The organism is Schinkia azotoformans LMG 9581 (assembly GCF_000307855.1).
In the GTDB taxonomy this organism is placed as follows: Bacteria; Bacillota; Bacilli; order Bacillales; family Bacillaceae_J; genus Schinkia; species Schinkia azotoformans.
This window is the reverse complement of record NZ_AJLR01000045.1, coordinates 1-14,806: the sequence shown is the minus strand read 5'-3', so window position 1 is coordinate 14,806 and position 14,806 is coordinate 1. Positions and strand designations below refer to the sequence as shown.

Genomic DNA, 14,806 nt, shown 5'->3' with positions numbered 1-14,806 from the left:
CACCTACCCTATCTTCCTACTAATCCCATACCATTGATAATTTTATCGAGCATTTCATCAACTAGAGTAATTTGTCTTGCTGCTGCATTATAGGCATGCTGGAATTTAATCATATTTGTCATTTCTTCATCTAGAGATACATTGCTAATGGACATCCGGCGTTGCTCAACAGAATCTTTTAGCGTTGTCGATGTATTTAGCATTCTTAGAGCTTCAGATGTTTGGTCACCTAATGCTCCGATCATACCTTGGTAAAAGGTAGAAACATTCGTTAAGCTACCGCCATAATTTAAAAGAGCATCTTTAACCTTCGAAAGCTCTAATGCATTTGAGCCGTTGCCGATGAAAGCTTCGTCGCTTGACTTAACTCCTTCTGCTGAAAATGTATATGACCATGTTTGTATGCCACTATCGTCATCCTTTGGTTTAACAAGTGTTGTATCGATATCAATGCCATATAGTGAAATTTTCCCACTTGTGCCAATAGTGCCTTCTGATATATCAAGGTTAGTTCCATCACTTTTATAAGATGTAAACTTATAGCTCCATGAGTTGGAAGTTTCATCAAAGCTTAACTCTACTTTTATTTCTTTTGCTTCATCTGAAAAAGAGGGAGTTGTTTTTGTCCTATCGTAAATCCCTTTAATACTTGGATTACCAACAGTCTTATTGTCAACATTGCTTGTTCTTTCCATTGAGCCGACAATCACATTTCCTTCTGCCGCCGCCGCAATATTATCGACATCATCCATAATGGCCTGGGCTACCTTTATTAACGCGGCTGCTCCTGCAGGATTGTCAGCTGTCAATCCTCCGAGGTCAAAGAAATTGTAATTATGCTCCACACCATCTCTTATTTCATTTAAGCTCCAGCCAGATTGGTGAACAAGATTAAATTGTTCGGCAAATGTAAAAGCCATCTTATCAAGGTCGGACAGCATATCATTGTATAGCCCTTTTGTATCTGTACCCTCTTTATAGCCGTAGCCTTCGATAAATCCTTTTAACCTGCCGTTTGTATTAAAGGAGGAAAACTTTGAAAGCTCATAAACCGGGGTAGCATTGTCATTATCGGCGGCAGCGTCATCCGCTAGACCAACAAAGCCTTTTTCCGTTTCTTTTAATTCAAAGAATCTAATTTCAGAGACAGGGCTATCTAGTACTGTTCGGTCTTCATACTTAATATGAATTCCATAGGCCTTGCCATCCGTAGTATTCACTAGCTGAATTTCTTTACCATCAGAATCCTTTAGCTTATCCCCCTGTGGTGTAGCAAGGTAAATATCATATAATCCTTCCGCATTCGCTGATGCTAAACCACCACTTGGCTTCACTTCAACTTTTATATTGACTAAGCTCGATAATTCATCTACTAATCTATCACGTTCATCGTACAAATCATTTGGCAAATAGCCATGTGGCTCGATCGATCCAATTTGTTTGTTTAATTGATTAATTTGTCTTAAAAGAGAATTGATTTGCGTTTCGGAAATATCAATTTCGTTCCGATAATCCTTTTGGACAGCCTTTAAAGAATTGTACATATAATTAAAAGTGTTGGCTAAAGCTATACCGCGTTGACGCACAACCCGTCGAGCCCCATTGTTTTGCGGTTGTACGGCTAAATCCTGTAATGAGTTCCAAAATTCATCCATTGATTTTGCTAGACCTGTATCTGAGGGCTCATTCATAATATCTTCCATTTGTGTAAGCATTTCAGCTTTTGCTTGCCAAAAACCAAGCTTGCTATTTTCGCCTCTAAATTGCGTATCAACAAATGAATCCCGAATTCGTTGGATATCTCCTGCTTGTACACCAGTACCTATTTGACCTGGAATTTTTGCATTATTCCTACCTACAGGTGGATACGCTTGTGTTGCTTCAAAATTAACCCGCTGCCTTGTATAGCCGGGTGTATTGGCATTTGCAATATTGTGTCCCGTAACGTAAAGCGCAGCCTGTTGTGTCATCATTCCCCTACGGGCTGTTTCTAATCCATGAAACGTTGAAACCATTTAGTTTTCACCTCCGTTAAAATTTATGCCTTTGAATTAAAAATTGAGCGGCCTTCCTCGTACTGAAACGATTGACCTGGGCGCTCATAATTATAAGTATCTATTTCAGGTTTTAAGATATCCAATGATAAATTTACAAACTGCAGGGACTGTTTGAGCAGCTGCTGATTTAGTTCGTTTTGATTGGATAATATTTTAATTTGTTGTTGTAATTTAGACTTTATTCGAGTTAATTTTATTTTCTCAGCCGTGTTGGCAAAATTAATACAATCTTCAATTGTTGGATTAGTAAAATCATTGGATTGTTTCCTTGCTAAAAAAGCGATTGAAACCTGTTGACGTTCGGTTTCAAATTTTTGTATAGCTTGGATATGTTTTTTTTCCTCCTTTAACAGGTTATTAAGGGCTGCAGTGTCTCCAGTCTTTAATATTTCTGTCTTTTGTTTTGCCAATTGATTTAAGCTTTTGTGCAAAAAAAGTATTTTTTCTAGTGTTTGAATTAGTGTTTCTGCAGACACTGACTGATCCTCCTTTATCTGTTAGTTGTTCCAGAACTCATACATTTTCTTCGCCACTTCACGTGGATTTACTTGATATTCTCCGGATTCAATTTTGTTTTTTAGTTCTTCAACTTTAGCTTGCCGTTCCGTTTCGATTCGACTGCCTTTTTGCAGCTCCATTGCTTCAGTTGAAATTTGGACTTGGTCTGTACTTGACGTTTTTTGTAATTGATTCATTTTTTCAATTTGTTTTTTATATGGATTCATATTTACAGGACCAAAATGATTGATTTTCAAATCCGTTCACCTCTTTCATTAGAAAAACACGTTATTTGCCTATGGCAAATAGCGATGTATTTTCTTATACTATCAACCAAATTCTTAACAATATTTGATAGTATAACAATACCTTTTCTTTATTATCGGCAATTTTTCTTAAAAGTTTACTTATATTGGCTAATTACGGTTATTATTTCAATCCTCCGTGAAATAGGTCTTTTTTTCTCTTTCTTCAATTTTTCGTTTCCGTTCTTCTTCATGTTCAAATTGTTTTAGATCCGATTCAAGTTTACCAGCACATATTGCACAAAGCTTGCCTGATTGAATGGTCGTTCCACAGCGTTCACATGGATAGCCCAAGTTTGGAAATTGCGCTGGTTTTAGACGTCCTTCTTTCACAAAGCGCATAATGGTTACTTCAGGAACTCCTGTTGCTTCTACAATTTGTAGCATGGTAGCTGCACGATTTTGGCGTTTCCTAATAAATTGGTATACTTTATCGAATAATTGATCATCTTCTTTTCGACAGACATCACATAATCCACTAAGGTTACGGACATATATACGACCACATCTCGAACAATTATCTAGTTGTGACATAGTTAGTTTTCCTCCTTGAGACGGTTCTTTTCTTATATTTATTATATCGTCACAGGTGTGAAATTTATTTAGTTATTGGTTCCGAATTTTGTGAAATGGAGTCCGTACCATTAACTTCTAGCTAATGTTAGCGATTTGATTGAATTTGGTGAGAGTGGTTGAAGTACTTTTGCTATTTGTCTTAATGTTATGCCAGTGGTGTAGATGTCATCTATGATGAGGAAATTTTTGTTTTTGTATTGGGCTGGGTTGATATCGGCCTTAAGATGGAATGGTGAATCTGTTAGTAGCCTTTCTGAGCGTTTCTTTTTACTTTGTTTTTCGGTATGAGAGCGTTCTAGTATTTCTTCTATTGGTTGTTGGCTTAGAAGGCTTGCTAATGATTGTGCTTGATTAAATCCTCTTTCATATTGGCGTTCTATGCTTAATGGGACTGGGATTATGATCGGTGGTTTTTTTTGATCAAACATTTGTTTAAATTTCGTTTGTATCGGTTCGGTGAAAATCTTTACTAATTCGTGGTCACCGCGAAATTTAAATTGGGCAAGGAGGTCTTTTAAAAAATCATTGTAATTAAAGATCGATGTGTTTTGGGTAAGGAGTCCTTGCCATTCTGAAGTTCGTTCCCAATTGTAGCAGTCGTAGCATAGGTCTTGTTTGCGGAATTTGGGTTCTAATTTGGAAAAAGGACGGCTGCAGATTCGGCATTGCTCACCAGTAATTGGTTCTAGTTTTTGATTACATTGGTTGCAAATTTGAGGTTGATCATTTTGGGTTGATAGGGTGAAAAGTGAACTCCAAGTGATGATTTCGGTGAGTGGCTGATGGCAGATTAGGCAGTGCATATTTGGGTCTTCTCCTTTTTATTAATTGGGCAATTATTTTCAATCTAGCAAACCTAGGTGTTTCCCTTGTTTATTCATTTTTAGAATTTGCGTTCGGGCATCTTTCATTGCTTTTGTTTTTCCATAATGAAAGAAGATTACCTCACCTGCTGGATATTTAGGACTGCGGCCAACCCTTCCGGCTATTTGCACAAGGGCACTTTCGGTAAAAATATCATCCTCAGCACCGAAAACAGCAACATCTGTATTTGGTACTGTTACTCCTCGTTCTAGGATCGTTGTTGTGACAAGAATTGGGACTGTTCCTTCACGGAAGGCTTGGACCTTTTGTTTACGGTTCGGATCCTCGGAATGGACACCTTCGATGCTTGCATTTATCTTTTTCAAGATGGGCACTACATCATTTAATGTTGTGATATGTGGGACAAACAGAAAAGCTTGCTTATTATTTTGAAATTGGCCTGTGATCCAGTTCTTAAGGTTTGTAGGGATGGCATGTTTCTTTTTAAGTCGGCTTTTCCAGTTGCCACACCAAGTAAAGGTCGGAACAGGTAGTGGTTGGCGATGATACCGGGCTGGAATTGTAACGGTTTGTATTTTGTTTTTGTTGGACTTTTGTTTGAATTCTGCGTTTGGAGTGGCGGTTAGGTAGATCATCGCTGATATTTCTTTTTTCGCTTGATGGACAGCATATTGTAGTGATGGGTCAGCTGAATAGGGAAAGGCATCTACTTCATCGATGATAATGACGTCGAAGTTTTTGTAGTATCTAAGGAGTTGATGAGTGGTTGATATTGTTAGTTGGGCTGTTTTGCTGCGATCTTCACTGCCACCATATAAAGATATTAATGTTGTATTGGGAAAGGCTTGCTTAAGACGTGGCGTCAGTTCATGGACGACATCTGTTCGTGGTGTTGTGATGCAAACTTGTTTCCCATGTTGAAGTGCTGTTTTTATACCTTGGAAAAGTACTTCAGTTTTTCCAGATCCGCACACGGCCCAGACTAGTAAGTCTTGATTGTTGTTGATTGTTTCAATTACTTTGTCTGAGGCAGTTTGTTGGCCGGGTGAGAGCTGGCCGGACCAGTTTAAAACTGATTTAATATGGGCTGTTTTTTGTGAAGAAGGACCTGTCCAGGTAATGAGCGGAGTACATTGACTGACTCGCCCCATCATAATACAATTTCTACAATAGGTGCAGCCTTGTTCACGGCAACGGGCACAGTGAAATGATGCAAATATATGTTGATTTTGATTGCCACAGCGTTGACAGATGAATTGTTTTTTAGGGTTTGTTATGATTCCATGGTGGTATTGGATATAGCCATTTAGATAGTGTTGATGAATGTCTGATAATGGAAATGGTAATTCGTCTAGTAGTAGTCTTTTGCCTTGAAGATGTTGTTGGAGTTCTTGGGAGTATTGAAATTCCTCATTTAATTTTTGTGGTAGTAGGGTTGCTATTTTGTAGATTGATTGAAAAGTTTGTTGGTTTGGAGTGTCCTTTGAAACTAGTAATTCAGGAAGTAGGAACTGGGTTTCATTTTGGTTTTGGATCGTAAATCTCATCGCATCAGCGCCTTTCATTATGATTATAGGCACTAACAACAAGAGTTTTGTCAGTGCCCTACTTTTTATACCAGCCTAATCCAATTGCTCCTTCACCCAAATGAGTACCAATTACCGCACCAAAGTAGCTAATATCGATTTCTACATTTTTATATTCAGATTGAATTTGATTTTTCAATTCCTCAACTATATCTAGTCTATTTGCATGAATTAACGAAGCTTTTATTGGTACTCCTGTTTTTGCATCTTCGTCGAATAACTCCAGAATACGCTTTATTGCTTTTTTATGTGTACGGATTTTTTCAAAAGGAACTATTTTTGCATCTTCAAAATGCAAGATTGGCTTTACTTGAAGAAGACTTCCTATTAATGCTTGAGCGCCATTTAGTCGGCCCCCGCGCTGTAAATGAGCTAAATCGTCAACCATGAAATAAGCACACATCGATTTTTTCATTTCATTCAGACGTTCTAAAATCTTTTTTGGTTCCTTTCCTTGAAGCGCCATTTCGGCTGCTTCAATTGCATAAAACCCTTGCGGCATGCAACTAATTTCTGAATCAAAGGAATAAACTAGAATTTCATCAACCATTCCACCAGCTGTTACTGATGCTTGAAAAGTCCCGCTGATTCCACTTGATAAATGAATCGAAATAACTGCTTCATAACCCTTTTTAGCTAAATTTTTAAAAGTCTGTTCGAATAAGCCTATTGCTGGTTGAGATGTTTTCGGGAGTTCTGAAACATTTCTTACTTTTTCATAAAAATCATCAGCCGTTAGTTCAAGCTCCTCTTGGTAGGACTCTGATTCAAAAATTACGTTTAACGGGCATATTTCAATATGTAATTGTTCACGAAGACTTTGGGGTATGTATGCCGTACTATCCGTAACAATTGCAGTTTTCATATGAATATCTTTCCTTTATTTAAGTGTGGTGACTTATGTGTAAATATTAATTAGCAACCCTTTGATTTCTCCCACCATACTTAAGATATCTAGGCTCTTTTTTTCTTTATCTAGGACGGCATTGGTGAGGTCGATCAGTTTTTTATCAACTTCTTTGACTATCTTATAGATTTTTGTACGACCACGGCGATTGAAACCACGACGTTCCTCCAACTGTAACCCGTTTTGAACCGCTTCATCCATAAATTCTTTAACCATCTTTTTGTATTTTCGAAGTTCATCAACGGTTCTGGATTCTGAAAGAACTTTTCCTTGATCTTCAATTTCTTGAACTAATTTTGTTAATTTTTCATGGACCATTTCCTGGCGATTTTTTCCCATTACTTCTTGGAAGGAAATGCTTTCAGTAGGTCCGCTTTTTTTTGACTTTATATTATTTAGGCCGGTTTTTCCGATTTTTTGAACGTCCATTATTTTCCCGCCTTTTTGCTTCAAATATAGTGATTATTATATCAGATAACTTCTGTATTTATTATAGGAATGAAAGGATGAGGTCTATTACGATGAATTTATTCATTAGTGAAAAATAATGGGGCGGGGTATGCGCTTAGACTTAGACTACCATAAACAGCCGTCTTCATTGAGCTCCCTTAATGACTCTTATTTCAACATCATGCTTTTCAACCTTTTGATCAATTCTATCGATTTTCTCTTCGAGGATGTTTAGCTTTTCATATGTTTGTTTGTACCCATCAAATAGCGCCTTATGATTAGTATCTACTTTGTTTTCAAGCACAACCAGGTTTTGCTCTAGCCTTCCAACCCTTCGTTCAACTTTTGACAAATCTTGTTTTGTTGCCATGTTGGCTTTCATTTCATGCATTTCAATTTTCATATCTTGCATTTCAACTTTCATTTCATGCATTTCGACATACATTTTTTCTAGTAAATTAAAAACTTTTTCTTCCATGGTTTACACCTCCTTTGAAGGTATTATAACATGGACTAGCTATTTTGAATCAAATTTTTTTGTTTTTAAAAAAGGCTGCCCAAACGAACTTGGACAACCTGGTTCTTTTTTTATTAGCGTTGTAATAACTGAAGAATACCTTGCGGCAATTGGTTTGCTTGAGCAAGCATTGCTTGAGCTGATTGGTTAAGAATATTATTCTTTGTGAACTCAGTCATTTCAAGTGCCATATCAGCGTCACGAATACGTGACTCAGATGCTGTTAAGTTTTCAGATGTAGTTTGCAAGTTGTTAATTGTATGCTCCAAGCGGTTTTGTGTTGCCCCTAGCTTAGAACGTACCGCTGAAATTTGTGTAATTGCATTATCCAATCTAAATATGGCATCACTTGCCGCTTCATATGTGTTAACACGAATTCCGTCTATTCCTAACTTTACAGTACTTAGCTGTGGAATGTCGATGTTAACTCCTTGATTAGAGTTCGCACCAATTTGGAATGATAAAGCTTTGTTAGTAACAGTGAATTGAGAGTCACCAGTTTTCATATTTGATCCAAACTGTAGCTCTAGTCCACCATGCTTAATAAGACCATTTTCTGTTGTTATTTTCTTTTTAAATGTAATATCCTCATAAACTGGAGTCGCTGCATTATTTTTTTTCTTCACTGAAATCTCTGCTTCATATTCTAATCTTACTTTCGCAGTTCCAGCCTGTGTGATTAATGTTGTATCTATTTTTATCTCTTGGTCATCAGTTCCTATTGTAATCGGACTACCAGTTGCACCTGTTCCAATTTCACTTGCCTTTTTACCTAGCGAAAATCCATCTGGATCAAAAACTTCAATTGTGGCACTTGGCTTTGCCCCAGTTGTATCAACATTTGTTACGACAATAGAATATTCACCTAATTTTAGCTTTTCACCTTGCAGATCACTTAAACTACTTGCTATTACATCTGCGCTATTAACACCAGCTCCAGGCTGAGTAATCGCTTTAACCTCTTTAATGGTACCTCCAACTGTTACTTGGTAATCCCCGGTTACAAGTGAAGGGTCAATAACTGTTGGAACCTTTGTGATATTAGCTGGGTTATTATTAGAAAATTGAGTATCGACAGCACTTGAACCATCAAGAAGCTTTCTTGTATTAAATTCTGTTTTTGCCGCAATACTATCAATCTCAACTAATAATTGATCAATTTCTTTTTGAATTGCATCACGGTCAGTATTCGTGTTTGTTTCATTCGCTGCCTGTACGGATAGCTCACGCATACGTTGTAGCATGGAGTGGACTTCAGTCATAGCACCCTCAGCTGTTTGCATTAAAGAGATTCCGTCCATGGAGTTACGTTCCGCTTGTTTAAGTCCACGGATTTGAGAACGCATTTTTTCAGAGATGGCTAGTCCTGCTGCATCATCTGCTGCGCGATTAATACGTAGACCAGATGAAAGTTTTTCCAGGTTTTTTGAAGTTGCGGCTTGGTTTGAATAAAGGTTTCTGTATGCATTCAGAGCTTGAATATTATGATTAATTTTCATGTTATTTCTCTCCTTATTTTGAGTTCATAGAATTTAATTTTTTCTATTTATCTTCCATTAACACACTTTTTTCATAGGCCATTGCTTTATTTTTCAAGACGTTTGCGGTTTGGGCCGGCTTTTTCTTCAAAGCTTCATTCCATGCGATGGAAATTGGCTCCATTCCTTTTATTACCTCTTCAATTAGCAGTGTATCCTTTTTATAATTAGCCTCAACTACTTTATCAGCCATATAGTTATATAGGACATCCAGCTGGTCAGCAATTATTCCAGCTTCATAGTTTAAGCCAGCACCTAAGCGTTGTAAGATGTCATTGGCCTTTTGTAATTTTTTGTTCGCAATTACGTAGTCTTTATTGTTTATATCATCAATTGATTCTTCCAAATTAGTTAGGCACGCTTCATATAATAGCGCTGTGATTTCTTGAGGTGATTTTTTATATAATGCTTCTTCCGTTAAAATGCCGGTCACGTAATGTGCACCTCCGTTTTGGTTATCTGTATTATTTATCGGCTCGAAATTTGTAGAGTTTAATAGTTTTATTAATAGTTTTTTTCCATCTCTTCAATCAGCAGCAATATTTCCGCCATAACCTGATAGAGTTGTGGGGGAATATTGTCCCCCAGGTCCATGTCTAATAGGTTTTCAACTAGCTTGGAGTCTTCTTGCATATGAATATTATTTTTTTTCGCTAGTTCTATGATTTCTCTAGCAACTTGGCCTTTACCGTGAGCAACGACGACGGGGGCGTTCCCGGATTCCGCATCGTATTTAATAACTGCAGCGGAAGGACCGTTGATTTCTTTTCGCTTTTTCTGATTGTAGTATTTTGATACGATCATATTTTGAAGTCCATCCCTTTCTCGGTAAAGACTGGTCTCATTTGTGACTGGTGTTCTTGCTTGTTTGTGTCATTTTGTTGGTTTTGGGTAGCTTGGCTATTGATTGATGTCATTCTAGTAAAATTAATGCTATTTATGCTATAACCAACCTCTTGTAATTTTTCTTTTGTGATTGCCGCGATAGGCTCCATTTTTTGTTTGAAACCAGGCCTATCATTTTTAATCGTGATTGATAGATTTCGATCAGTTGATGTTAGCATAATTCCAACATCGCCCAACCTTTTTGTTTCGATTAAAAAATAGAGATTACAGTTTTCCCAATCAACCTGCTGCCCTTCTTTTTTCGAATGCACAAATACCTGAAGATTTTCTGGTTTTTCTCCTAGTAAGAGTGGTAAGGTGAAAAACATGCTTTGTAAACTGTTGCCTGAATCCGATTTACTTAGAAGCTGCTGGCCTGTAAGGTTGTTAAGGGCTTGTTCAGCTTGTTGGGCAATCCTTGTGGATGCTTCATCTCCACCAGTTTGGGCTAGTTTCATCAGGGCTGCTTTTAAGTTTTCCTGTTGTTGCTGGTTTTGCTGGTCTTGTTGACCTTGCTGGAAGGGTGATTCCCCGCCTTTTTGGAATACTAAAGATTTTGCTAGATCACTGTCATGGTTAAGTCCTAATGAACGGACTATTTCAAACATCTGGCGAGCAGACGGTTCTTGTCTCACATAGGAACGTGCCGTTTCATCAAATTGATTTAATAACTGTTGGGTAGGTGGCTTTTGTATTTTTTCAAGATTTGTAGTTTCTTTGGAAACAAAATGCATCACCTTTTGTTCTGATGGTTTGAAGTTAATTTTATCTAGTAATGTTTTTATGTCATGAACGATTTTTGCTGCTTCAGTATGGTTACCCTTTGCTAGCAACTTTTTAGCATCTGCTAGTTGGGAGCTAGCTTGCATTAATTGCTTCTCAGTTTTCATATCGGTAAAAAGCATCATATCGCTTTTTAAAATGGCATTATCTAGTTTGCTAATCGTTGTTTCAAGCATTTGCTTTGCTTGCGGATAGGCATTCTTCTTAAACGTATCTATTAAACGTTCCACAGTATCCAAATTTTTAGTAATCTCACGTTTTAACTCACGGAAATCATGGGTTGCCTGTGCGAGTTTCTGGGTTACTTTTGTTACCAAAATATTTTTCGCTTGAAGCGGCAGTGTTTGGAATTCTTCGTTTTGATCGAATTGTTTTATAAGTTCGTCTTGGATTCCTTTTTGTTGGTCCGTTGGTTGGTTTAGCTGCTTAGGCTCCGTTTTTGTAATTTCTTGTTCTATTTCATTTAATGCATTTGTGATTTGCTGTCGCGCGCCTAGTTCGCGGCCTTTTTCTAAGAGCTGAGTGGAACGCTCCATTGCCTTTTCGATTTTTTCTATTGTATTTAGATCTAAATTTGGGTTACTTAATAGTTCTTTGCGTATTTGAGCAAATGCCTGATCGAGATTTGACTCTTTTTGGATTTGTTTTAGAGCTTCATTTAACTGAGCACTTGGGCTTGGTTTTTGATTTTCAGTTGTTTGTTCTTGGTTTAGTAAGTTAGCAAGTATTTGACTCAATTTTTGATTGTTTTCCTGTTGTGCAGTTTGTTTCTGCTGACTTTGTTGTTGGTCAGTCTTGATTTTGGTCGAGTTTTCATCTGGTAAATCAGGGCTCTGGGTTTTCGTATTTTCGGCTGTTGCCGTATTTGATTGTTTTATTTGATCTACGGCTTGGTCCAAAATATTAGAAATTCTTTCACGCCCTGCTTGGTCTAACTGGCTTGCTTGATTTGTCATTTTTTCAATCATGTTAATAATTTTGGGGTCGATATCCTTATTGTTTTTTAATAGGTCACGGACAACTTCAATGGCACGCTGAAAGTTTGGTTCTTTTTGAACTGCTTCTTTGATTTGCTTTATTGTTTCGATTGTACGCTGTTCGGATTGATTTTGATTGATGTTTTGTTGCTGCTGTTGGCGCGTTTCGGTTTGCTTTAATTCACTTTCAGCCTGAGCTAATGCCCGAGATAGATGTTCACGGCCCATTATTTCCCGACCTATTTGCTGAAGTTGGTGGGCTTCGTTCACAGCTTTATCTATTTTTTTTGCGACTTCAACGTCTATCTTTGGATTGTTAACAACCTGGTCACGGACTTTTTCGATTGCACGTTGGAGATTCGGATCCCGTTGGACATCTTCTTTTGCCTGTTTTACGATCTTACTTGCCGGTTGTTCATTTGTTTTTTGCACTGTCTGTGTTGGTTGTTGTGCTTGGGCTACTTTTACATCGTTCGTACGGGCCTCATTTGTTTGAGCCTCGCCTTTCGGTCTTGCATCCGGTTGTGGTTGTTCTATTCTTGCAGATTGAGACTGTTGGCGTAACTCCATTTGTTTTAATTCATTTTCAGCTTGGGTTAATGCTTGGACTAAGCGTTCCCTGCCCATCGGTTCTCGACCGATTTGTTGTAGTTGGCGAGCTTCGTTCACGGCCTTTTCTACTTTTTGCGCTACTTCAACGTCTAGCTTTGGATTGTTAACGACCTGTTCCCGAACCTTTTCAACAATCCGTTGCAAATTAGGTTCACGCTGAACCTCGGCTTTTACTTGTTTTACTACTTCACTTGTTCGAGGTTCATGTTCACTATTGGCCACCTGTTGTGGATTTATTTTTGCAGGCTGTGATTCACCCTGTTTAACCTGCTGTTGATTTTTGTTCATAGACTCCAAAGCTTCCAAGTCCGCTTCAACTGAATTCAAAATATTTACTAATGTTTCTTTTCCAGCCGTAATACGCCCTTGTTGCTGTAATCTTCCCGCTTCTTCCACAGCCTGCTTTACTTTGGTCACAACCGCCTCCGGAATTTTTGGGTTGTCCACGATTTGTTTTTGGACTGTTTCAATCGAACGTTGCAAACTAGGCGTCTTCGATACATCTTCTTTTACCGCTTTTACAATTTCTCTAGGTGTTGCCTCACGTAAGGCAGAACCTTCTGCACCTTTATTTTGACTCACAGTTACCCGTAAATTTTCCTGTCTTTGTTGGTGACGCTTTACTAGTTGCTCCTCAGCATCTTTTAACGCTTGGACTAGGCGCTCTTTTCCAATGGACTGTAATTTTTCAGCTTCATACGCTGCCTTTTCAACCTTTTGGGCTAACTCCCGATCTACTGCTGGATTTTTGACAATTTCAGCACGTACTTTTTCTATAGCCTGTTTTAGTTCAGGAGCTTTTTCTACAAAATCACGATTTTTTTGTAAAAGGTCAACTAACTCCTTGTCCTTTGAAACGGATTGCGTACTGGTTTGTTCAGCTTTTGTTGTAGAAGCAGTAGCAGGTGCTGTAGTCCCTTCAGCCTTAACCTCTTTCGATGTAGTTTCAACTGTTTGTTTTTGCAAATTCTCTACATTCTGCTGTGTTTGACGACGCAATGCATCTTTTTGCTCGTTTTTTGCCAAATCAAACTCTGGGTCAATTTCTTTTGCTAAATCCGTTAATACCTCATTCAATGGACGACCGTGCAAAGCTTCGTGAATGGGACGTAAATGGGACTGCGTTACCTCTAGCTTTTTATTAGCCAAGGCTTTCACTGTATCTAACTTAGCCGCAGTACTGCCTTGTGCTTTTTCAAAAAAATCACGCAGTTCTTGAACGGCTTCCTTAGTAACAGGAATACCTTTATTTAATAAAACTTGGACACTTTGCTTTAGTTCAAGAGTGTCTTTTTCAGTAATGCCGACATTTTGAAGCAACTTGATATCGCTTGACATTTGAGCCTGCTGTACCTGAGTTGAACTAGTTTTTGGAACATCTGTAGAAACTGTTTTCACAGCTATAGCCTGGTCTTTTTGTCCCGTAACTTGTACTGTAACCCGATCCTCTGCCGGCATTTTACCTTCAAATATCGCTTTTACTTCTTTTCCACGAATTTGAATAACTGCTTCTGTGTCTGAAACTCGTTCTTTAATTTGTGCGTTATATAGTTCCCCTTGCTTTAGTTCAAGTGGGCGATCTGTTGGTTGTAATTGATTAGCAGAATACTGATTGTTAATCTGCATATTTCTCCACTCCCGTACAATATGCTTGTAGTCTTTATATCGGTTAAAAGTTCGGGATGTTAATGGAGGATTGTTTCCAGTTGGGGAATTGGTGTTGTTAATGTGGTTGATAGGTAGTACCTTCTGATTTTATATTAGGGGTTGGTTGTTAGTAGAGGATTGCATGTTACAGCATGTGTGGTAGCTAGCTAAGGAAATTAAGTAGATTCCTGTTATGAATTCATAGACCGAGTTCACGTTATATATCCTACAGAGTTAATTAAATCTCCATTCGGAATATCCTTCTCTGCTTTTTCAATCGCATTTTTCTCTTGAGGAATTAGTGGTGAATTATCAGCCTGAATTTCAGATTCATCCTTTTGAAGCATCATAATGAAATCAAAAACCCGCTTTAAATTTTCTTGGCTAACTTCTTCAATCATTTTATGAACCTTTTCGCGGTCGACCGCCATTGCTAATCACTCCCTATACAAAATTTAATTCGTATTATTTCATAATTAGTTCCATAGGAGGTTTTACACTAAATTAAAATTGTATTCCTTTTTTACATAAGTTTTTTACTTTGTTCTGAACAATAGAGGGATAATCTGCAGTAGGCATAGCAGGAGGACCGAAACTGGCTTTCCAACATTGCGGACAGGGAGTGCGGGGTCTGCCCTTGGCG

At 37.9% G+C, this 14,806-nt stretch carries 14 protein-coding genes; all 14 read right to left on the bottom strand.

Annotation, left to right across the window (positions count from 1 at the left end; translation table 11 throughout):
* Nucleotides 1-8: 8 nt before the first annotated feature.
* The 14 genes from flgK to BAZO_RS07070 all read right to left on the bottom strand — a co-directional run bounded on the left by flgK (nucleotide 9) and on the right by BAZO_RS07070 (nucleotide 14,594).
* The gene (gene flgK, locus BAZO_RS07135; RefSeq protein WP_003330698.1) at nucleotides 9-2,015 is read right to left on the bottom strand and encodes a flagellar hook-associated protein FlgK; all 2,007 of its coding nucleotides are present in this window, start codon (nucleotides 2,013-2,015) and stop codon (nucleotides 9-11) included.
* Nucleotides 2,016-2,038: 23 nt separating this feature from the next.
* Nucleotides 2,039-2,533 carry a flagellar protein FlgN gene (locus tag BAZO_RS07130; protein WP_003330697.1) on the bottom strand — a complete coding sequence of 165 codons (495 nt, stop codon included), beginning with the start codon at nucleotides 2,531-2,533 and terminating at the stop codon, nucleotides 2,039-2,041.
* Nucleotides 2,534-2,554: 21 nt separating this feature from the next.
* Complete coding sequence (flgM, locus tag BAZO_RS07125) at nucleotides 2,555-2,812, bottom strand: flagellar biosynthesis anti-sigma factor FlgM (RefSeq protein ID WP_003330696.1); 258 nt, start codon at nucleotides 2,810-2,812, stop codon at nucleotides 2,555-2,557.
* Between the two features lie 177 nt (nucleotides 2,813-2,989).
* The gene (locus BAZO_RS07120) at nucleotides 2,990-3,394 is read right to left on the bottom strand and encodes a TIGR03826 family flagellar region protein (protein ID WP_003330695.1); all 405 of its coding nucleotides are present in this window, start codon (nucleotides 3,392-3,394) and stop codon (nucleotides 2,990-2,992) included.
* Nucleotides 3,395-3,504: 110 nt separating this feature from the next.
* Nucleotides 3,505-4,239, bottom strand: a complete 735-nt coding sequence (locus BAZO_RS07115; protein WP_003330693.1) for a ComF family protein — start codon at nucleotides 4,237-4,239, stop codon at nucleotides 3,505-3,507.
* Between the two features lie 39 nt (nucleotides 4,240-4,278).
* A complete protein-coding gene (locus BAZO_RS07110) occupies nucleotides 4,279-5,808 on the bottom strand; it encodes an ATP-dependent helicase ComFA (RefSeq protein ID WP_039957190.1) in 1,530 nt (509 codons plus the stop codon).
* 58 nt (nucleotides 5,809-5,866) lie between these two features.
* Entirely contained in the window at nucleotides 5,867-6,712 is an 846-nt protein-coding gene (locus BAZO_RS07105; RefSeq protein ID WP_003330691.1) for a DegV family protein, read from the bottom strand.
* Nucleotides 6,713-6,745: 33 nt separating this feature from the next.
* Nucleotides 6,746-7,183 (bottom strand): YaaR family protein, encoded by a 438-nt coding sequence (locus tag BAZO_RS07100; RefSeq protein ID WP_003330690.1) that lies wholly within the window; start codon nucleotides 7,181-7,183, stop codon nucleotides 6,746-6,748.
* 166 nt (nucleotides 7,184-7,349) lie between these two features.
* On the bottom strand, nucleotides 7,350-7,682 hold the full coding sequence (locus tag BAZO_RS07095) for a hypothetical protein (RefSeq protein ID WP_003330689.1): 333 nt from the start codon (nucleotides 7,680-7,682) through the stop codon (nucleotides 7,350-7,352).
* Between the two features lie 113 nt (nucleotides 7,683-7,795).
* Nucleotides 7,796-9,220, bottom strand: coding sequence for a flagellin N-terminal helical domain-containing protein (locus BAZO_RS07090; RefSeq protein WP_003330688.1), 1,425 nt, complete (start codon nucleotides 9,218-9,220; stop codon nucleotides 7,796-7,798).
* Between the two features lie 43 nt (nucleotides 9,221-9,263).
* Nucleotides 9,264-9,692, bottom strand: a complete 429-nt coding sequence (gene fliS, locus BAZO_RS07085; protein ID WP_003330687.1) for a flagellar export chaperone FliS — start codon at nucleotides 9,690-9,692, stop codon at nucleotides 9,264-9,266.
* A 71-nt stretch (nucleotides 9,693-9,763) separates the two neighbouring features.
* Nucleotides 9,764-10,063: an EscU/YscU/HrcU family type III secretion system export apparatus switch protein gene (locus BAZO_RS07080; protein WP_003330686.1), complete on the bottom strand. Its 300-nt coding sequence runs from the start codon at nucleotides 10,061-10,063 to the stop codon at nucleotides 9,764-9,766.
* Nucleotides 10,060-14,142, bottom strand: a complete 4,083-nt coding sequence (locus tag BAZO_RS07075; protein ID WP_003330684.1) for a hypothetical protein — start codon at nucleotides 14,140-14,142, stop codon at nucleotides 10,060-10,062. The genes BAZO_RS07080 and BAZO_RS07075 overlap by 4 nt, the downstream gene beginning before the upstream one ends.
* Nucleotides 14,143-14,375: 233 nt before the next feature.
* Nucleotides 14,376-14,594, bottom strand: coding sequence for a hypothetical protein (locus BAZO_RS07070; protein ID WP_003330683.1), 219 nt, complete (start codon nucleotides 14,592-14,594; stop codon nucleotides 14,376-14,378).
* Between the last annotated feature and the right edge of the window lie 212 nt (nucleotides 14,595-14,806).

Coding starts and splice junctions, on each gene's coding strand:
- BAZO_RS07110 (WP_039957190.1), bottom strand. CDS start 5,808: ATGAGATTTACGATCCAAAACCAAAATGAAACCCAGTTCCTACTTCCT.
- BAZO_RS07095 (WP_003330689.1), bottom strand. CDS start 7,682: ATGGAAGAAAAAGTTTTTAATTTACTAGAAAAAATGTATGTCGAAATG.
- flgK (WP_003330698.1), bottom strand. CDS start 2,015: ATGGTTTCAACGTTTCATGGATTAGAAACAGCCCGTAGGGGAATGATG.
- BAZO_RS07070 (WP_003330683.1), bottom strand. CDS start 14,594: ATGGCGGTCGACCGCGAAAAGGTTCATAAAATGATTGAAGAAGTTAGC.
- BAZO_RS07090 (WP_003330688.1), bottom strand. CDS start 9,220: ATGAAAATTAATCATAATATTCAAGCTCTGAATGCATACAGAAACCTT.
- BAZO_RS07105 (WP_003330691.1), bottom strand. CDS start 6,712: ATGAAAACTGCAATTGTTACGGATAGTACGGCATACATACCCCAAAGT.
- BAZO_RS07080 (WP_003330686.1), bottom strand. CDS start 10,063: ATGATCGTATCAAAATACTACAATCAGAAAAAGCGAAAAGAAATCAAC.
- BAZO_RS07100 (WP_003330690.1), bottom strand. CDS start 7,183: ATGGACGTTCAAAAAATCGGAAAAACCGGCCTAAATAATATAAAGTCA.
- BAZO_RS07120 (WP_003330695.1), bottom strand. CDS start 3,394: ATGTCACAACTAGATAATTGTTCGAGATGTGGTCGTATATATGTCCGT.
- BAZO_RS07075 (WP_003330684.1), bottom strand. CDS start 14,142: ATGCAGATTAACAATCAGTATTCTGCTAATCAATTACAACCAACAGAT.
- BAZO_RS07115 (WP_003330693.1), bottom strand. CDS start 4,239: ATGCACTGCCTAATCTGCCATCAGCCACTCACCGAAATCATCACTTGG.